Here is an 18,368-nt window from a genome sequence, read left to right on the forward strand (position 1 = left end):
CCTCGGCCCCAACCGAATCACCACCACCCCCGGTCGACTGGACCCAGCCGAGCGCACCACCCCGGCCCCCCATGCCCATCGATCCACCCCGACAACCCGTCGCCACGACACCAGAAGCTCCGCCGGCCGAGCGGCCCAAGCAGCCCCCACCGGAGTCTGACCGACTGCAGCAGCCCCCGCCGGCCGAGCCGAAACCGCCTGCGCCGCAGCCGGAGCCGGAGCCGCGGACACAAGCCCCCGCCCAACATGCGCGACACGCGCGCCGCGCCAACCGCGGCGACGCCGATGGGCAGGACCCCACCAACACCGGCCCCAGCCGACACAGCCACCGCGCGAAACCGACCACTCCATCCGCCGCACCAAGCCCACGCGTCAGCCCGTCGGCGGCGAAACCGAATGGCGGCCCGGTACCGCCCGCGTCGAAGCAACGTGAACGCGACGTAGCCCCCACGCGTCCCGCGGCGCAGCGACCCGCCGAGTCGCCGGCCCAACGGGGTTCGCCGCCGGCGCCCGCGAACGGTGACCGCGGACCCGGCAGCGCCGTCACCCATACCGCTCCCAAGCCTGCCGACACCGCCGAGGCCGACGCGGTACCGCAACGCGGTTGGCGGCGTTGGGTATACGCCTCGACGCGCATCAACGTCGGCTTGTCCCGCGACGAGAAGTACGAGCTGGACTTGCACCGGCGCATTCGCCGCCTTCCGCGCGGCGCGCACGAGATCGCGATCGTCGGCCTCAAGGGCGGAGTCGGCAAGACGGCCGTGACGGTCGCGCTCGGCTCGGTGTTGGCGCAGGTGCGCGGCGACCGGATCCTGGCGTTCGACGCGGACGCGGACTCGGGAAACCTCGCGGATCGAGTGGGACGCCGGCCCGCTTCGTCCGTCGCGGATCTGCTTGCCCGCAAGGACCTTTCACACTATAACGACGTGCGCGCACACACCGGGGTCAACGCGGTCAACCTCGAAGTGCTCGCCGCGCAGGAGTACAGCTCGGCGCCGCGCCCGTTCAGCGCGGCAGACTGGCAGTACGCGGCCGATGCGGTGTCCAGGTTCTACAACGTCGTGCTGGCCGACTGCGGGGCCGGCTTGACGCGCGGTGTGCTCGCCACGGCATCCGGGGTGGTGATCGTGACCACCCCGTCGATCGACGGTGCGCGGCAAGCGGCCGTCGCGATCGACTGGCTGCGCAACAGCGGGCGACAGGAATTGCTGAGCCGCGCATGCGTGGTGATCAACCATGTCGCACCGGGAGAACCCAACGTCGCCATCACCGGCCTGGTACGGCAATTCAGCCAGCATGTACGGCCGGAGCGCATAGTGGTGCTGCCCTGGGACAAGCACGTCGGGGCCGGAAAAGAGATCGAAATCGGCCAACTCGACCCGGTCTACAAGCGTAGGATTACCGAGCTTGCCGCAGCACTGTCCGACGATTTCGACAGGGGTGAACGTCGTTGAGCGCGCCCACCGCCACTGCCGGCGCGGCCGCGACCGCGGGGACCGCCGGCACCACGCCCGCCAAGCCCGCGACCACCCGGGTGACCATCCTGACCGGCCGGCGACTGACCGATGTGGTGCTGCCGTCGTCGGTCCCGATCGACACGTACATCGACGACACCGTCGCCGTCCTGGCCGAACTGCTCGAAGACACTCCAGCCGACGTGCTCGCCGGCTTTGACTTCTCTGCCCAGGGCGCTTGGACTTTCGCGCGGCCCGGGGCCCCGCCGCTGAAGCCGGACAAGTCCCTCGACGACGCCGTGGTGGTCGACGGCTCGTTGCTGACACTGGTGTCGGTCAGTCGCACCGAGCGGTACCGACCGCTGGTCGAGGACGTCATCGACGCGATTGCGGTGCTCGACGAATCCCCCGAGTTCGACCGGACGGCGCTCAATCGCTTTATCGGCGTGGCGATTCCGATCGCGGCCACGGCCGTCTCCGCGATAACGGTGCAGGCGTGGTGGAACACCGGGCGGCACCTGTGGTGGCCGCTCGCGCTGGGCATCGCCGGGCTGCTGGTGCTCCTGGGCAGTTGGGCAGCCAAGAGGTTCTACCAGAACGTGAGTCTCTCGGAGAGCTTGTTGACGACGGCGGCGCCGTTGCTCACCGTCGCTGCGGCGCTTGCCGTTCCGCCCCCGCACGGAGCCGCTCCGCTGGGGGCGCCGCAGCTCGCCGCCGCGGCCGCGGCCGTATTGTTCTTGGCGCTGCTGACCCGGGGCGGCCCCCGGCGGCGTTCGGAGCTCGCATCGTTCGTCGTCATCACCGCGATCGCGGTCACCGCGGCGGCCCTTGCGTTCGGATACGGTTGGCAGCATTGGGTGCCGGCCGGTGCCATCGTGTTCGGGCTCTTCACCGTCACCAATGCGGCGAAGCTGACCGTCGCCGTGGCCCGGATCGCGCTGCCACCCATCCCCGCCCCGGGCGAGGCCGTCGACCATGACGAATTACTCGACGCCGTTGCGGGCCAAGAGGGTGGCGACGACAAGGAGGCCCGCACCTGGCAGGCCATCATCGCGTCGGTGCCCGACTCCGCCGCGCGCCTCACCGAACGCAGCGAACTCGCCAAGCGACTGCTGGTCGGGTTCGTCACGGCCGGCACCCTGGTGCTCGCGGTCGGTGTCATCGCGATCGTGGTGCGCGGGCACTTCTTCGTGCACAGCCTCATCGTCGCCGGGTTGGTCACCGTCACATGCGGATTCAGGTCACGCCTCTACGCCGACCGGTGGTGCGCGTGGGCGCTGCTGGCGGCGGCCGTCGCCATCCCGATCGGGGTGACCGCCAGACTGTGTATCTGGTATCCGCACAGCGCATGGCTGCTGCTGACCATCCTGGTCAGCATGGGCCTCGTGGCGCTGGCGATCGTCGGGGCGACGCTGTCAGTACGGCGCGTTTCGCCGGTCATGAAGCGCGTCCTGGAATTGCTCGACGGCCTCCTGGTGGCGGCCATCCTGCCAATGCTGTTGTGGATCACCGGGGTCTACGACATCGTTCGCAACATCCAATTCTGACTGTCACGACGGCGGCGAAAATTGCCGCGGTCCCGGGGCCGCGGGCCTGGTTAGGATATTCCCGACGGCAAACGCGCAGAGGAGACCGGCTGATGATCGAACCATTGGTCGTCGAGCCGTCCCGCCTGGAGACGGCCGGAAACACCTTGCGGGATCTGCCGTTTCCCTCACCGCCGGCGCCGATTGTCGCGCCCGGAGCGGATTCCGTGTCGGCGGCCGTGAACGCGACCCTGCCGATCATCGAATCACCGGTGGTCGACGGGTTGCCCGCCGTCAAAGCCGCGCTCACCAGAACCGGATCCAGCATCGCCGCCGCGGCGGGAATGTATACCGACACCGACCAGAGACTGGGCGACCGGCTGACCCAAGTCCAGTTTCTCGCGGCCACCAAGGAGTCTTCGGCGGGCACGTCGGGCGACAAACCCGACGGCGCCCCGGTGGATGACGAGAAACCCGCGCCGAAACCGACTCCGAAACCCCCGACACCCCAGCCCGACCAAATGGCCGGCGCTGGTGGGATGCTCGGGTCTGTCATGCAAGGCATGCAGGGGGCGATGGGAAGCATGCAGGGCATGCAGGGTGCCGGCGCCACACCGGCGCAGCTCGCGGACAGCAACAAGCCCGACGACGAGGCGCGCGACAAGAAGTCCGACGAAGAAGTGGAATCCGAAGCGTCCGCCGAAGGTGCGGCGCCGGGCAGCGAGACGTCGGAGGGCATCCCCACCCGGCCGCCGGCCGCGGCGCGATCGGAAGCGGCCCCGGCGGAGATCAACCTCTAGGGCGAGTCGCGCCTCAATGCGGCTGAGCTAGCCGTCCCATTTCGGCGACTATGGATCGGCGAAGCTCGTCGGGCGGAAGGTCGTGCAGTCCCGTGGCGGAGCGCAGGAACGGTTCGAACATCTGCCAGCCGAGCAACAATGCGCTGGCGTTCGCCGCTGCCAGCCGCGCCGCTTCCTCGCTGGGGTGCTGGGGCCGGATCTCGTCGAGCAGCCTGGCGGCGGCGGGGAAGCTGGACTGCAGCTGACCCGCCGGATACCCGTCCAAAAGCGCCCGCGCGATCACCCGCAACTGGCGGCCGCCGGCCGCCTGGATCTCGTCCGGGGTCCCGCCACGGTCCATCACCGCGGAGAGCTGGCCCGCCAGATGGTCGAGTACCGAGGCGACCAACTTCTCTTTGGTACCGAAATGCCGGAAGACCAGACCGTGGTTGACCCGCGCGCGGGCGGCGATATCGCGGATGGAGGCGGCAGCCGGTCCCCGCTCGGCGAATAACTCGCTCGCGCTCTCGAGGATCGCGGCGACCACCTCGTCGCGGCCCGTCGGAGAAATTTCCTGCTCCGGGGGGCTTGCACCGTCTGTAGTCATCTGTCTACACTACCTCATAACGCACTGTAGTCGGTTGACTACAGCCAAAGAGGGAGGAGGGCCTGGGCTGGACACCCCGACTGGCGTGCCGAGAGGCCCGGCCATCACGGCAATGCCCATTGACTCGACGGGGGCGGGCGCATTGAGGGGGCGCCCGCCCTGTCGCCTAAGCCGGGACGCAACTCGGCGGGGCCTTCTCCGATCCCGGCCGAGGGGTGCCGGGAAGGGTTGTAAGAGCCCGTTTTTCGGTGCGCGAGGGTTCGGTCGCCCGATTCACCGCGCGTCGGACAGGGCTGCGGTCAGCAACCCGGAGAGGTGCTTCCAGTACAGCCAATCGGCGACGGCCGAGCGCTGGGCGGCGGGATCGACCGCGGTGTGCGCCTCGTTGAGAACGACGTCTTGGGTGTGCTCGACGTAGCGTTGGAACGCCCGCAGGTGCGCGGCTTGGCGGCCGGGCGAACTGCTGGCCAGCGGCTTCATCACGTCAAACCACAGCATGGGCCGTTGATCGGCCGGGGGAGCGGCTCCCTCGGGTGCTGCCTGCTCGTCGGGCGGGGCCTGCTGGCCGGCCGCCGGCGCCGGCGGCAACATGCCGACCAGCCGGACGTCGGTGGTGGCGGCGAGCCGGTCCGCCGCCTCGGGATCGACCACCTCCAGGCGGGATCGGCCGACCATGTCGCCGCTGTCCGGAATGTCATCGGGCTTCAGCACGACCTTGGCCGCGCCGGGATCGGAGTTGGCCAGCTGCTGCTCGGTTGCGATGACCGCCCGCAGCTTCTTGTCGTGATGGTCGGCCCAGCCCTGCACGGCCAGCACCGGGTACGTCACCCAGCGCGCCCGGTCGGCAGCGGGAATCGCGTCGTCGGCGCTGGCCAGCTGCACGGGCTCGGGTAATTGGATCCCGTCGGGGATGTAGGCGATCCCGTAGCTGTTCGCCACCACGATCGAGCCGTCGGTGGTCACCGCGGTCACCCAGAAAAATCCGAGGTCGCTCCCGCCGCGCGTGCCCGGTGCGTTCAACGCTGCCGCGATGCGCCGCGCGAGCCGCAGGGGATCGGAGCCGCCGTCCCGGCGGGCGGCGTCGGCGGCGTCGGCGATGGCGTCGCGTTCGGCGCGTGCTTTGGAAACCGGGATGATCGGTGTCACCACAACCGCGTCCGCGGCGTCGGCATGGTCGATCGAGGACGTCGGGTCTCCGGCGTGTGCGGACGGCCGCGCTCCCGCCCGGCCGCCGGCCGCGGCCGGTTTGGTCGGGGCCGTACCGCCCGTCGACTTCGGGCCGGCGGCAGCGCTGTAAGCCCCGGCCCGGCCGCCGCGCGATCCGCCGCCCGATGCGCCCATGGGTCCGGCCGGCATGCCCGTCGCGCCGGCGGGCGCGGCGGCGGTGGACTCTTCGGTGCGGGGCGCCGCCGACGGCGACGTCAGCGACGCCGGTGTCATGCCCTTGCCGCGTCCACCCGCCGCGCCGAGCGGCTCGGCCGACGCCGCCGGGCTGAGCGGCGCGGCGGGACCCGAGGGGGCGCCCGGGCCGCCGCCCGGGATGCCGCCTGGCCCGCCCGGGGTGACGGGGGCGGGCGGGCGGGGAGCACCGGTGGGCGGCGTGGGCGGTTGGCCGGTAAGGGGAGGCATTCCGGTCGGCGGTGGCGCGCCGCCACCGGGTGATCCGGGTGGCGAAAGCGGGGGAGCGCTCGGGGGCGGTGCGACCGGCGCGGGTTGCGCGGGATCGGGCTGCGGGCGTTCCTCTTCCTCGGGCGGTGCGGGCTTGTCCGGGAGTGCGACCGGGGGAGGTTGTTTCTGGTCGAGGAGATCCTGCAGGGCGTTGTGCGGCGGCTTCCAGGCCTTACTCGCCAAGATGCGCTCGGCGGTGCCGGTGACCACTCCGAGATTCGCCCCGTACGCGGTGCCCACCACCGCATTGATCGCGGCGGTCCGCTCGGCGGCCTCCAGAGCCGAATCGTTTTCGAGCGCATCGATTTCCGCCTGCGCGGCCTCGACGATGTCGCTCACATCCCACTTGGCCTGGGTGATCGAATCGGCGACATACCTATGCCAGGTGATGACCGTCGCCAGGCCGTTCTGCAACTTCGTCAGCTCATCGATGTTGGTGCCGAGTTCGGTATTGGCGGCGGCGGCGGCGCCCCCCGACCAGAACCCCCCGTCGAAGAGGTCGCTTTGTTCGTGCTGGCAGGTCTCCAACACCTCGGTGACCCGCCGCAGCACATCGGTGTACTGCTGCGCGCGGTCGTAGTAGTTGTCCTCGTCCAGCTCGGGCCACGCGTCCGGGGCAAGCATCTGCCCGGCGTATTCGCTCGCCGGCTTCGCGACGCCCATCGCCTACTCCTCTCCCGGCGGCGCAAACCAACACCGCGGCCGCTGGGGGGTACCGGACATCATGGTTAGTAAGCGTAATCGAGGTTCGGCCAAGCCAACTGCGGCAAATTGCGCGGCCGCCGGCGCCGGCGGAGGGCGCAAATCCGCGGGCCGCACCGGGTTTCGCTCAGGTCAAGCCCAGGGTCTCTTTGAGTGAACCGGCGATTCCGGCGACCAACTCGATGAGCCGCTCGTGCTCGGCGTCGATCTCTTCGGTCGCGGCGGCTTGCGCGTGGCCGATCGCCTCGTTGATGCGCTCCATGACCGTCTCCGCGCCCAGCCGCAACAGGCCGTCCTCGATATGCAGACCGGTCAGGCACAGCCGCGCATTGAGTGTCACCTCGACGGTCTCGGATTCGTCGGTGGCGCTGAATGTTTCGGTGTCCCTGCGATGCTGCTGATCTTCCAGCGCGGACTGGAACAGCCGCGCCTGCCGCATGGCCTCGGCCACCTGGGGATGCATCTCGACGGTCATTGGGGTCCTCACTTGTCGGGTGTGCTCTTGCGCGGGCGGTTCCCGATGACGCCCTCAGTCCATGCGCGCTCCTCGGTATAGAGCGACTCGTCTTCCGATTGCACGCGTTTGCCTTTGCCCTGATTTTGGTTCTGGCCGGGGCCGCCCATCGGCGCCATACCGCCACCCATGCCGCCGCCTGCCGCGCCCGCCGCGGCGGGCATCGCGCGACCCGGTCCCCCGCCCCCGGGTCCCGCGCCGGCCGGCCGCGACGCCGCTTCGGCATCCACCGCGGGCTGCAAGGGCATCGATGGCACGCCGGCCCCGGCGCCACCACCCAACGACGCGGGCTTGAGTCCCGCCCCACCGGGCGCGCCGGCCCCCTTGCCCTTCAGCGCGTCCTGCATCGCGGCGTCCATGGCCGCCGGATCCGGCGGGGCTCCAGCCCCACCCATCCCCGGCGGCATCATCGGCGTCATGGGCGTCGGCGTCGGGGGAATGCCGGTTCCCCCACCGTCGAGGATGGGGTCGACGATGGTGTCGTCCCCGGGAGCGTTGGGGTCGGGCGGCGGGGGGATGTACTGGGCCCTCGGCGGCGTTTTCGGGCTCACCGGCGCCATCGGCAAGCCCGCGTTCGAAACGTAGAGCGCGAGTGACCGCTCGGATTTCGCCTGCAGGCTTTCGTACCAGCTGATCGCCATGTACAAGTAGTGGCCGCCGTCTTCGGTGTATCTCCGGTACCACCAGTCGTTCAGCTCGACCTCGTAATTCGTGGGGTGCTCGGCCTCGACCGCCCACGTCCCGTCCGGATTGCGCGAGGCGGAATCCCCGTAGGCCACTCGCGCTTTCTTGTGCGCGTCGACGACCCTGTTGGCCTGGCTGCCGAGCGTCACGCACATCTGTGCAATCGAGAGGATCCACTCGCGTTGGGTGTCGAAGTTGTCTTCGACGAGACTGCGCGCCTCACCCTCCCAGGAAACGAAGGGCCGGAACCGATAGGCCGTCTTCTGGAATTCGCGTTGAAACGCGTCCCATTCCTTCGCGAACGCCCGGAAGCCCGCGCCCTGATCGCCGGCCTCGATGTCCTTGGCCGCCTGCCTGACCTCGTAGTACGGGTATTCGAACGTCGGCGGCGGTTTCAGCGGCGGCAGTGGATCGTGGGCCCAGCTCTCGTCTTGCAGTGCCGACAGTTCACCATTTGCTCCCGCGGCCGCCCCCGAAGCCGACGAAGACCCATTTGTGCCGATGGCATCGATCGACGCCGCCGCCCCCTCGTCGACCTCTTCGTAGGCCTTGGCCGCGTTCCGTAGCGACTTGGCCAACGCTTTCCATTCGCGCTCACAGGTTTTCAGGTAGAGCCGCATCGCATCGGCCGACAGCGCGAGTTGGGTGGCGGCGTCGTTGACGAACGAAAGGGCGCACGGCGGCGGCGGATTGGTGGCGGGGACGGGCGGCAGCGGGGCCTCGATTTCGTCCGCCCGCTGCAAGAGCTCCTCGTACTCGACCTTCAGCATCTGGGTCACGTCGGGTCATTCTCCTTTTGCGCAAGCCGTCGGTGATTCCCGATGACCGCAGCCCGGCCCGGTCGCGCGGCGGTGGCCGATGCTGACCGCACCACCGGCGCGTGACACAGACGCGGCACCACCGAAGACAGGATGCGGTGCGACCACCATCACCCCTTTCGTAGTGCCGGATCCCGCGGGCGGTGCAGGGTGCACATACCGCTCACGATGGTTAATCCTAAGTCACCAAACAGTGCCCACGCGCAGCAATTTGCGCCCTGGCTTTCGGCTCTTTTCGGGCCGAATTCGGCCGGTCCGCAGGGGGTGGCCCGGCGAGATCCGGCCGCCTCGGTGTCCCGGGACGACGTGGGTTGCCGACCGCGTTTCGGCGGCTTGGGGCGCACTCCCGGCCGCCCGGAAAGGCGGTCGTTCTGCGTTACGCTCACCGCAGCCATGAGACTGGACATCCACCTGCAAACCCATTCGGAGACGAGCGTGCACGGCGGGCACCGGTACGTCGGCGCTCCGAAAAGCGAGATCATGCTCAGGTGCACACAATCGTTGGTCACCTCGATCAACGAAGCGTCGGGCGACATCCTGCTGCGCGTTTTCGACGATCACTCGTCGCCCGCCGCCATCGCGCCGCTGCACCGAATCCTCGACGGCTGCCGGCATCCGGTCGAATTCGTCGCGCTGACGGATCGCGGCTACAACGCGTCCTGCGTGGCATCGTTCTCCAGGGCCCGTGACGACGCCCGCGACCTCGTTTACTTCGTCGAGGACGACTACCTGCACGCGCCGTCGGCCATACCGGAGATGCTGGAGGCCCATGCGTTCTTCAAAGACAAACGCGGCGGCGCCGAAGTGGCCCTTCACCCATTCGATGATCCCGATAATTACCTCAGCCCGATATACAGCCGGCATGATTGCCGAATCCTGTACGGCCCCCGCCGGCATTGGCGAACGAACACGCACACGACGAATACCTGCTGGGTGGAAACCGCCACATTGAGGCGGAACTGGGAGCTTTTCGACCGGCTCGCGCGCTATTCGAGCACGCCCTACGGCCTCGAACATCACATCTTCGAGGAATCCACCATCAACAAGATCTGGCGCGAGCAGGTTTCGCTGTTCACCCCGCTACCGTCGCTGGCCCTGCACCTTCAATACGCGGCGCAGAAGGACCCCTTCCTGGACTGGCAACGGTGGTGGGAGGCGGCGGCGTACTGAACGCGCCGGGTCAGGGCTCTCGGTCCTCGAACAGCGCGCAGTAACTTCGCTGTCCGGCCGCCTTGAACTGTCGGTAGAGCTTGAACCTGATCTCGCCGTCGGCCAGCCGCGTCAAAAACTGCTCGAGGCCGTCGAAGAGGTCGTCGTACTGCTCTTCGAGCACCGCAAGGCGCGAGCTGGGACCTTCCGCCCGGTTGGTGTGCATGATGCGCAGCGCCAAAACGGAAAGCCGGTCGACGATCGTGCCGGGCGTTTCGGTGTGCAGCGGTGCGGTGTCGCCGGCATCGAGGCGCTCGAGCAGGCTCACGTCGATGTGCTCGACCGCCGCGTTGCGCCGGGCGTTGAGGTCGTCGATGCAACGTTTCCTGCGGGCTATCTCGCGGTCACTGACACCGGCCCGGCGAACGGCGTCTTCGTAATGCCACAGGGCGAAGTTCAGCGCGTGCACGTGTAGTGTCTTCGCCGAGATTCCTTGCCCCTCAACGGAAATCGCCGGCTCGGCGCAGTGCCACGCCAGCGCCCTGTCATAGAATTGACGCGCGGTCGAAAGCAGCCCCGAAGCGGTCGGGTCACCGCCGATGCTCCCGCGCAGCCCACCGCAGAATTCGGAGTAGCTGGTGGCCAGGTGCTCGAAGTAGTCGCGGGGGTCGAGGCCCGGCCGCGGGGCGAAGACGATGTCGACTGCCCTGTTTGGTTGCCCGGAATCGGTTGGCAGCTCGCACTCGTTGACCTCCACCGATACCCGAGGGATGGGCCCTGCGGTCGAATTCGCCCGCACCGCAAGCTGTCTCAACTTGGCCAAGACCTCGCCGTGGCCGCGGTCGCCGGCCGCCGCGACGCGGACATACCGCGGCTGCAGGCCGGAGTCGCCGGCGGGGGGATGCCCCTCGCAACCGCGAAGGGTACGGCCGCCGAGCGCGCCAACGCGCTGCTGGAGCAGCCGAATACCCGGCTCGAGCTGGGCGTGACAGCGCAGGCCCTGCATGCTCGCCGTCATGAGCGGCTCGCCATCTCGCGGACGGCAACATCTTCCAGAGCGCTGAGGGCCGTGTCGACGGTGATGTCCGTCATGGCCGCCATGTGAACGTGCCGGTGTGGCGCGAACCGGAAGCCCCATCTGTCTGGGTGGGTGGGACCGTAGAGGCCCACGCCCGGAACGCGTGCCAGGTCGGCGGCATGCAGCATGCACGAGTCGATTCCCAGGAACAGGTCGGCTTCGGCGACCATGCCCATCGCGAGGTCCAGCGGCAAGCCGAGGTGCGGGATGACCCGGTCGCGTTCGCGGCCGACGTTGAGCTCTTCGGGTCCCATCCCGACGACCCACACCACAAACTCACGGTGACGCACCAGGAACCGGTCCAACAGATCGATGAAACGGGTGACCGGCCACCGCTTGTTGAGCGACTTGGTGTCGGCGTGCACGGCCAGGACCTTGGTTCCGGCGGGCAGCGCGGCGCGAAGCGCCCGGATCTCCGTTTGCACGGACGCGGGGATGGGCACCGGCCCGGCATAGCTTTCGATCCGCGCGTCGGGATTGAACAGCCGCGCCAACTTGAACGTCACATCGGCCGCGTGCGGCAGGTCCCTGGGCACCACGATGTCGTAGGCGTCGCTCGTCGGAAAGCCGATGCTGGTCGTGGGCGCCAGTCGCTGCCGAAGCGGACGGACGAAAACGTTCGACGGCACGTCCCACGGCACGGCGTCGATGAACAGGTCGACGTCGCCGATCTCCGTGACGAGGGCGTCGTAATCCAGGACCCGGTTCGACGGCGGTCCCAGCGGCGGCCCGAAGGGAGGCGACCCGGTGATGTCGACGAGCCGCGCACCCAGCTCCCGGAAACACAGGTCGTAGCTCACCTCGGGGCAGACCAGTGTCATTGGCGCACTGAACAATTCGGCCAGCGCCCGCAGCGTCGGCAAAACCAGGACGGAGTCCCCGATAAGGGTGGAGAAATAGACCGTGGGCCTACGCGCCTGCAGCAGATGCGTTAGCAGGCCACGCTCAACCGTTACCGAGTGACCGCCCTGCAGCACCGTGAGTTCGCTCAACCCGACCATCCTTTGCCGAGCTTAAACCCGCGTCGGGCATGGTGAGTGCACGAATTCGTGAAGAAAGCCGCGTCCCTACTGCCCGCGTTCGGCGAGCTCGTCCATCGCCGCCAGCACCTCGTCGACGGTGATGTCGGCCATCGTGGTCTTATCGACGTGCCGGTGGGGCCCGAACCGGAACCCCCACGTGTCGGCCCGCGTCGGGCCGAAGAGGCCCACTCCCGGAACGCGCGCCAGATCGGCGGCATGCAGCATGCAGGAATCGATCCCGACGAAGAGGTCCGCCGCGGCGACCATGCCCATGGCCAGGTCGAGCGGCAGGCCGAGGTGGGCGAAGATCCGGTCGCGCTCGCGCCCGACGTTGAGCTCCTCGTGCCCCATGCCGACGATCCACGCCACGAAGTCGTGATGGCGCGACAGGAACCGATCCAACAGGTCGATGAATCTGGTGGCGGGCCAGCGCTTGTCCGGCCAGTTGGTGTCGGCGTGCACGACCAGCACCTTGGCGCCCGGGGGCAGGGCGGCGCGCATCGACCGCGCCTCCTCCTGGACGGGCGGTGGTATGGGCACCGGCTGGGCGTAGGACTCGATGCGCAGCGAGGGATCGAACAGCCGGGCCAACTTGAACATCAGGTCGGCCGCGTGGCATTCCTCTTTGCCGATCACGACGTCGTAGCCGTAGTCGGCGACGAAGCCGATGCTCTTCTTGGGCGTTATCCGCTGCACCAGCGGACCAATGATGGTGTTCGACAGCGCACTCCACGTCAGCGTGTCGATGAATACGTCGACGTCACCGATCTGTCCGGCCAGGGCGTCGAAATCGAACGGACGCCGCGACGGCGAAGGCGGGCCGGCGGATGCCGTGAACGGCAGTCCCGCGGTGTCGACGTGCCGGGAGCTGACCTCCCGAAAGCACAAGTCGAAGGCGACCTTGGGACAGATCATCGTGAGGGGGGCGGTGAACATACCGGCCAGCGCGCGCACCGCCGGCAACGTCAGCACCGAGTCCCCGATGTTCGAGACGAAACACAGCGCGGGCCTTGCCGCGTGCAACAGATCCGTCAGCGGCTCCGGCTCTGCGCGCACCGAATCGCGTCCGGGAGAACCGACATCTCGCTCGAAATCGCCCATGCTCCCGGCAGAGTCTAGACGCCGGGAGGGGCGTTGTCCCCCAATCCGAGTAGGCTGCGGCTCAGATCAAGCCGACCGTGTTCTGCAGCGAACCGGCGAGCTCGGTGAGGGTGGCGAAGAGCTGCGCCTGCTGCGCCCGCAACGCCGCCGAGGCGCCGGCCTGCGCGTTGTGCAGCGCCTCGTTGATGCGTTGCTGCACGGTGTGGGAGCCGAGGCGCAGCAGGCCGTCCTCGATATCCAAGCCGACGATGCACCGCTGCCCGTTGATGGTTACCTCGACCGTCTCGGTTTCGTCTGTGGCCGTGAAGGATTCGGTGTGCGTCCGGCGCATCTGGGACTCGAGGGCCGAACTGAATTGGTGCAACTGCTCGAGCGCCTGCGCCACCTGCGGGTGCGCGTCGGGGCTCATGCGAAGAGTGCTCATGAGGAAGGTCCTTAACCTCGGCTGAGTCTTGCGCGTGGGCCGACCGCGCTTGGTCCACGACCGGCTCGAGTCTAAGGCGCCCAGGCCGATCGCGCGCGTCGAGCGGAGTCGCCCCGGCGGGGCTCAGGACGCCGTTCTGCCGGCTCCGGGCAGGGTCTGTTCGTAGCGGCTTTCCTCCGGCGCGCTGACGGGCCGGATCGGCAGTTGCCGGTGTCTGGGGGTGCTGAGGACGTTGTGCCGCAACGTCACCCGCTCGACCCCGGCGTGCCGGCCGAGGTAGCTCGTCGCGTGCGGCCACGCCACCTTGGCCTCCGGCCCGAGCTGCGCTCCGACCAGCTCGGCGAATTCCCGGAAGTGCGGGCCCAAGGTGACGGTGCCACCGGCGGCCACGGCCCGCAGGACGAACTGGGTGAACACCCGGGCGTCGCCCAGGTTGACGCTCGTGTCGACGTCGTCGAACGGTAGATAGACCGGGTAGTGGCTCGCCGTCTCACCGACCAGCACGCCCGCCGACCCGATGGGCAGCTGACAGTGCCGATCGGAGACCAGGGTTTGACCCTGCAACGCGGCCCGCTGGCCACCGGACACCCGCTGGAACCCGCGGCGCTTTCCCGGCTTGTCTTTTGTGGTGAGCAAAACGGTGGATTGGGGCGTCGTCCCCGCCCCGACGCGGACCCTGACGATGGTGTGATCGGCCGGCGCCGCCCACCACACGTCCGGACCGCCGGGCGCGGTGTATGCGGTGGTGAAGCTGCTGCGCCCCTTGATCGTCGACCATCTCTCCCGTTCGAATCCGATGTCCGTGGCGCGGTCGTAGTCGTCGAAGCTGCGCCCGCACACCGCGTCGACCCCGTGCCTGGCCAGTTCGTCGGCGATCCTGGTCGTCGACGCCACCAGGTAACGGACCAGGCCCGCCACCCCGGCGTCGCGCCGCCCGGCCGACTTGCGGGCGCGCCGCGGATCGGCGCGGATGATGATCCACGTCCGGCGATGCGCCGGCGCCGGGTCCGAGCCGACCAGCTGCTCGTACATGCCCACCACGTCCGCCGCGGCCGTCTTGGCGACGCGATAGCCCGCCGAGACGACGTCGGCCTCCAGGTCGGGACAGTGCACGCACAGCAACTGCTCGAGCAACCGGGTGTCCACCACATCGTCGGTGTTCGCCTTCCCGTCGACGATGACGGTTGGGGTGAACGGACGCGGGACGAGCTCGATGACGGCGACCAGGACCTTGCCCTTCCACCGCACGGCGACGTGGTCACCCGGCTGCACGGTGGCTCCCACGACGGGCTCCGACGGCGTATCCAGCGGCCGCCGGCGGCGCACCAGCCAGGCGAAGAACGCGGCCACCCAGCCGAGTAACCGTCGACCACGGAAGGTGACCAGCGCCAGCAGCACCGCGACGCCCACGATGGTGGGGCCCGCCCACGGGTAGCGCGTCTTCAGGAACAGCAGGATGCACGGCGGGGCCAGCACCCCCAAGAACAGCGCGTACACGGTGCTGAACCGGAGCCCCAGTGATCGCATCGTCGTCACCGCCGCCGCAGCGCTCGGCCGGCCAGCGCGGCCAATCCCAGCGCCAGGGTCAGCCCGATGATTCCCAGCGCCACGGCCGTGATGGGGCCGTGATCGGGCGGCGGCACCGGCACCGGGGGCGCGATCCGCTGCACCGACGGGGCGTTCCCGGGTCCCGCCGGGAGGTCCCACGTCAGCGCCGCGACGGCATCGACGACGCCCGCGCCCACCGCGTCGTCGACGCCGCCGCCGGGGTGTCGCGCGGTGGCCGTGATCCGATTGATGATCTGAGCCGGAGGCAGGTCGGGAAACTTCTGCCGGAGCAGGGCCGCCACGCCGGAGACGTACGCCGCGGCGAACGAGGTTCCGGCGATGGGGACGGGACCGTCCTTGCCTGGCAACGCATCCACCGGCTCGCCGTTGCCGCCGAGCGCGACGATGTCCTCCGCGGGTGCCGCCGCGCCCACCCAGGGTCCATTCATCGAGAACGGGCTCGGCGCCCCGTTCTGGCCGACGCCGCCGACGGCCAGCACCAGCGGCGCGTACCACGCCGGCGTGACGATGGTCTGCACCTGCTCCCAGCCGCGGGGATCGTTCGGCCGGGACGCGTCGGGCGGGGGGTTCTGCGAGCAATCGCCGCCGGTGTTGCCGGCCGCGACGATGACGACGGCGCCCTTGACATTGACCGCGTAGTTGAGCGCGGCGCCCAGGGACGACTCGTCCACCGGTTTGCGCACCTTGAAGCAGGCCGCCTCGCTGATGTTGATCACGCCGGCACCCATGTTGGCCGCGTGCACCACGGCGCGGGCGAGGCTGCGGACGGACCCGGCCGCCGGTGAGGCGTTCGGGTCGTTCTGGTTGTTCTGGTTGTCCTTGGCCTCGAAGGCCTCCGACGTCTGGCGCACCGAGATCAGCCGCGCGTCGGGCGCGACACCGACGAACCCGTCGGTGAGCGAGGGCCGGCCGGCGATGATGGACGCGGTGAGCGTGCCGTGGGCGTCGCAGTCGGAGAGGCCGTTGCCGTCGGGGACGACGAAATCGCCGCCCGGCTCCGCCGGGACCCGGGGTGAGGCGTCCACGCCGGTGTCGATCACCGCCACCGTGACCCCGGCGCCGGTCGCGAATCGCTGCGCCTGCCCGACGCCCAGGTAGGCGTTGGCCCACGGGGCATCGTGAAAGTTGGTGCCCGGCAACGTCAATGGCGCACGGCAGACGCGGCGCTGTTCCAGGGGCTGGTCGGGTCCGGTCGTGTCCGGCGGCACCGCGGCCGGGTCTATCGAGGGTGGGGCGACCGCGGCGGCGGGCGGCGCGGTGAGCAATACGAACATGAGCGCCACCGTGATCGGGAAGATACGGTGCACCTCCGGACACTCCAATCGCTTCGCCGCGGCGGCCGCACTGGCTCGCCGCGGGCCTGCGAGCATCCTAAGCTTTCCGGGCCGCGTCCCGAACGCTTTTTAGGAGGCGATCACCAGACGATGGCGGCCATATCGCGGTTGTCCGAACACACGCTGCGCACCGCGGCCTCGATGTCGGGGGCGGTGATGATCTGCAGATCCTCGACCGTCACCGGCTGGCCCGCGCGCTTCTGCCCGACCACGCGGGTATCCCGGAAACCCTCCGCACGCTCAATGACGTTGCGGGCGAACCGGCCGTTCTGCATGGCATCGATGCCGTTGCGCCCGCCCGGAGTCGTGTAGTTACGGATCGTGGTGGCCGCGTCCAGGAACGTGGCCCGCGCCGCGTCGTCGAGCTTGCTGGCGCGGGGCGCGGCGTAGCGGTGCCCGATCTCGACGATCTCCGCGGGCGAATACGATTCGAACCGCAGCTTGCGGTTGAACCGCCCGGCCAAACCCGGGTTCACGGTGAGGAATTCGTCCACCTGGTCCTCGTAACCCGCGCCGATGAAACAGAAGTCGAAGCGGTGCGCTTCCAGCGCCACCAGCAACTGGTTGACGGCCTCCATGCCGATCATGTCGGGTGTCCCGTCCTGGTGCCGCTCGATCAGCGAGTAGAACTCGTCCATGAAAATGATTCGGCCCAGCGACTTTTCGATCAACTCGTTGGTCTTGGGGCCCGACTCACCGATGTAGTGCCCGCAGAAGTCCGAGCGGCGAACCTCGCGAATTTCGGGGTGGCGCACGATGCCCATTCCGGCGTAGATCTTGCCCAGCGCCTCGGCGGTGGTCGTCTTGCCGGTTCCGGGCGGTCCGACCAGCAACATGTGGTTGGTCTGCCCCTCCACCGGCAGGCCGTGCTCGAGGCGCATCATGCGCACTTCGAGCTGGTCCTCGAGCGCCGACACCGCCTGCTTGACCGCCGCCAGACCGACCTGCTTGGCCAGCAGGGCGCGGCCCTCGGCGAGCAGCTCGGCCCGCCGCTCGGCGGTGGCGTCGTCGTCGAGCTCGTCTCGGCTCTTGGCCGTCGACACGTCCCAGCGGTCGGTGCGGCTGGCGATCGTCTCCTCGTCGGTCACCACCAGGTGCAGGTTCGGGTCGGCCAACGCCTCCTTGGCCGCCTCGGTGAGGACCCCGTTGATGGTCGCCTTCGACAACCAGACCTGGGCCTTGTCCTCCTCGCGCAGCTGGCGGTGCACCATGCCGCGGACGTACGCCAAATCGGCGACCAGCAGCGGGATATCGGCCGGCCCGATCGAAGCGGTCAGCACGTCCGCATCGAAGCGGCCCGACGCGTTGGTCTGCCCGATCACGTCGACGCGGTCCAGCCAATCCAGCGCCACCCGGCCCTGCCCGAGGTGCGCTGCCGCGTGGGCCGCCAGCGCGCAGATCGAAGCCGTCACCGCCGACATGATGATGGCCTGTGGCGGCAGCTCCTCCGCGGCGGCCAGCAACACATCCGGCCAACGCTGCGTGGTGTACATCAGGAATGCGCGGGCCAGCTGGTGCCACTGATAGTTGGCCCAGGAATCCAATAGGTCGCGGTTGGCCAGCAGCCGGTCCGCCTCGGGGTACTCCCCGGCGATGGTGAGTGCCGACGCCAACGCCAGCCCGACTTGCGAGGCATCGGTCACGGTGATCCCGATGTAGGGGCCCAGTTGGATCTCGGCGGCGAGCGTCTGCCCGATGCGGGTGGTCTCGCGGTGCAACCATTCGCTGGCGGCATACAGCTTCTTCAGCGATGCCAGGTCGTTGTCACCGCAGGCGATGCGGCCCAGCCACGCGTCGGCCATCGACGAGTCGGCATCGGTGGCCGCGACGAACTCCGGCAGTGCCGCCGCCCGGCCCTGCCGGCTCTTGATCGCCATGGCCCGATCGAAATGCCTACGGGCAGTTTGTAAATCACCCATTGTGTGCGCTCTTCAAACTC

15 protein-coding genes are annotated in these 18,368 nt (G+C 69.1%); 4 read left to right on the top strand and 11 right to left on the bottom strand.

All coding sequences use genetic code 11. From position 1 onward, the window contains the following. Nucleotides 1-647: 647 nt before the first annotated feature. The 3 genes from WU80_RS26045 to WU80_RS04670 all read left to right on the top strand — a co-directional run bounded on the left by WU80_RS26045 (nt 648) and on the right by WU80_RS04670 (nt 3,780). A complete protein-coding gene (locus WU80_RS26045; RefSeq protein ID WP_197281347.1) occupies nt 648-1,454 on the top strand; it encodes a MinD/ParA family protein in 807 nt (268 codons plus the stop codon). Continuing rightward, a complete protein-coding gene (eccD, locus tag WU80_RS04665) occupies nt 1,451-3,001 on the top strand; it encodes a type VII secretion integral membrane protein EccD (protein ID WP_055405553.1) in 1,551 nt (516 codons plus the stop codon). The genes WU80_RS26045 and eccD overlap by 4 nt, the downstream gene beginning before the upstream one ends. 92 nt (nt 3,002-3,093) lie before the next feature. Then, a complete protein-coding gene (locus WU80_RS04670) occupies nt 3,094-3,780 on the top strand; it encodes a hypothetical protein (protein ID WP_055405554.1) in 687 nt (228 codons plus the stop codon). 13 nt (nt 3,781-3,793) lie between these two features. On the opposite strand, the gene WU80_RS04675 is transcribed toward WU80_RS04670, so the two are convergent. The 4 genes from WU80_RS04675 to WU80_RS04690 all read right to left on the bottom strand — a co-directional run bounded on the left by WU80_RS04675 (nt 3,794) and on the right by WU80_RS04690 (nt 8,704). Then, nucleotides 3,794-4,366, bottom strand: a complete 573-nt coding sequence (locus tag WU80_RS04675; protein WP_055405555.1) for a TetR/AcrR family transcriptional regulator — start codon at nt 4,364-4,366, stop codon at nt 3,794-3,796. A gap of 273 nt (nt 4,367-4,639) precedes the next feature. Further along, the gene (locus WU80_RS04680) at nt 4,640-6,697 is read right to left on the bottom strand and encodes a hypothetical protein (RefSeq protein ID WP_055405733.1); all 2,058 of its coding nucleotides are present in this window, start codon (nt 6,695-6,697) and stop codon (nt 4,640-4,642) included. A 166-nt stretch (nt 6,698-6,863) separates the two neighbouring features. Beyond that, entirely contained in the window at nt 6,864-7,211 is a 348-nt protein-coding gene (locus tag WU80_RS04685) for a YbaB/EbfC family nucleoid-associated protein (protein WP_055405264.1), read from the bottom strand. Nucleotides 7,212-7,219: 8 nt separating this feature from the next. Next, nucleotides 7,220-8,704: a hypothetical protein gene (locus WU80_RS04690; protein ID WP_231633745.1), complete on the bottom strand. Its 1,485-nt coding sequence runs from the start codon at nt 8,702-8,704 to the stop codon at nt 7,220-7,222. Between the two features lie 441 nt (nt 8,705-9,145). Here WU80_RS04690 and WU80_RS04695 point away from each other — a divergent pair, with 441 nt between their 5' ends. Next, the gene (locus WU80_RS04695; protein ID WP_055405262.1) at nt 9,146-9,922 is read left to right on the top strand and encodes a hypothetical protein; all 777 of its coding nucleotides are present in this window, start codon (nt 9,146-9,148) and stop codon (nt 9,920-9,922) included. A 10-nt stretch (nt 9,923-9,932) separates the two neighbouring features. Here WU80_RS04695 and WU80_RS04700 read toward each other — a convergent pair whose 3' ends face one another. The 7 genes from WU80_RS04700 to eccA form a co-directional block, all read right to left on the bottom strand. Continuing rightward, nucleotides 9,933-10,919 carry a DUF4254 domain-containing protein gene (locus tag WU80_RS04700; protein ID WP_055405261.1) on the bottom strand — a complete coding sequence of 329 codons (987 nt, stop codon included), beginning with the start codon at nt 10,917-10,919 and terminating at the stop codon, nt 9,933-9,935. Further along, nucleotides 10,916-11,971 carry a glycosyltransferase family 9 protein gene (locus WU80_RS04705; RefSeq protein WP_197281325.1) on the bottom strand — a complete coding sequence of 352 codons (1,056 nt, stop codon included), beginning with the start codon at nt 11,969-11,971 and terminating at the stop codon, nt 10,916-10,918. The genes WU80_RS04700 and WU80_RS04705 overlap by 4 nt, the downstream gene beginning before the upstream one ends. A 75-nt stretch (nt 11,972-12,046) precedes the next feature. Continuing rightward, a complete protein-coding gene (locus WU80_RS04710) occupies nt 12,047-13,102 on the bottom strand; it encodes a glycosyltransferase family 9 protein (RefSeq protein WP_055405259.1) in 1,056 nt (351 codons plus the stop codon). Nucleotides 13,103-13,163: 61 nt separating this feature from the next. Beyond that, entirely contained in the window at nt 13,164-13,526 is a 363-nt protein-coding gene (locus WU80_RS04715) for a YbaB/EbfC family nucleoid-associated protein (RefSeq protein ID WP_231633744.1), read from the bottom strand. Between the two features lie 123 nt (nt 13,527-13,649). Next, nucleotides 13,650-15,053, bottom strand: a complete 1,404-nt coding sequence (gene eccE / locus WU80_RS04720; protein WP_055405265.1) for a type VII secretion protein EccE — start codon at nt 15,051-15,053, stop codon at nt 13,650-13,652. Between the two features lie 5 nt (nt 15,054-15,058). Further along, the gene (gene mycP / locus WU80_RS04725; protein WP_055405257.1) at nt 15,059-16,402 is read right to left on the bottom strand and encodes a type VII secretion-associated serine protease mycosin; all 1,344 of its coding nucleotides are present in this window, start codon (nt 16,400-16,402) and stop codon (nt 15,059-15,061) included. A 107-nt stretch (nt 16,403-16,509) separates the two neighbouring features. After that, nucleotides 16,510-18,348 (bottom strand): type VII secretion AAA-ATPase EccA, encoded by a 1,839-nt coding sequence (gene eccA / locus WU80_RS04730; RefSeq protein WP_055405735.1) that lies wholly within the window; start codon nt 18,346-18,348, stop codon nt 16,510-16,512. Nucleotides 18,349-18,368 lie beyond the last annotated feature (20 nt).

This window comes from Mycobacterium sp. UM_11, from assembly GCF_001414075.1.
Classification (GTDB): Bacteria; Actinomycetota; Actinomycetes; order Mycobacteriales; family Mycobacteriaceae; genus Mycobacterium.

Excerpts from the sequence above, each read along its gene's own strand:
- WU80_RS04690 (WP_231633745.1), bottom strand. The coding sequence starts at position 8,704 with ATGCTGAAGGTCGAGTACGAGGAGCTCTTGCAGCGGGCGGACGAAATC.
- WU80_RS04695 (WP_055405262.1), top strand. The coding sequence starts at position 9,146 with ATGAGACTGGACATCCACCTGCAAACCCATTCGGAGACGAGCGTGCAC.
- eccA (WP_055405735.1), bottom strand. The coding sequence starts at position 18,348 with ATGGGTGATTTACAAACTGCCCGTAGGCATTTCGATCGGGCCATGGCG.
- eccE (WP_055405265.1), bottom strand. The coding sequence starts at position 15,053 with ATGCGATCACTGGGGCTCCGGTTCAGCACCGTGTACGCGCTGTTCTTG.
- WU80_RS04685 (WP_055405264.1), bottom strand. The coding sequence starts at position 7,211 with ATGACCGTCGAGATGCATCCCCAGGTGGCCGAGGCCATGCGGCAGGCG.
- WU80_RS04680 (WP_055405733.1), bottom strand. The coding sequence starts at position 6,697 with ATGGGCGTCGCGAAGCCGGCGAGCGAATACGCCGGGCAGATGCTTGCC.
- WU80_RS04670 (WP_055405554.1), top strand. The coding sequence starts at position 3,094 with ATGATCGAACCATTGGTCGTCGAGCCGTCCCGCCTGGAGACGGCCGGA.
- WU80_RS04715 (WP_231633744.1), bottom strand. The coding sequence starts at position 13,526 with ATGAGCACTCTTCGCATGAGCCCCGACGCGCACCCGCAGGTGGCGCAG.
- WU80_RS04700 (WP_055405261.1), bottom strand. The coding sequence starts at position 10,919 with ATGACGGCGAGCATGCAGGGCCTGCGCTGTCACGCCCAGCTCGAGCCG.
- WU80_RS04675 (WP_055405555.1), bottom strand. The coding sequence starts at position 4,366 with ATGACTACAGACGGTGCAAGCCCCCCGGAGCAGGAAATTTCTCCGACG.
- WU80_RS04710 (WP_055405259.1), bottom strand. The coding sequence starts at position 13,102 with ATGGGCGATTTCGAGCGAGATGTCGGTTCTCCCGGACGCGATTCGGTG.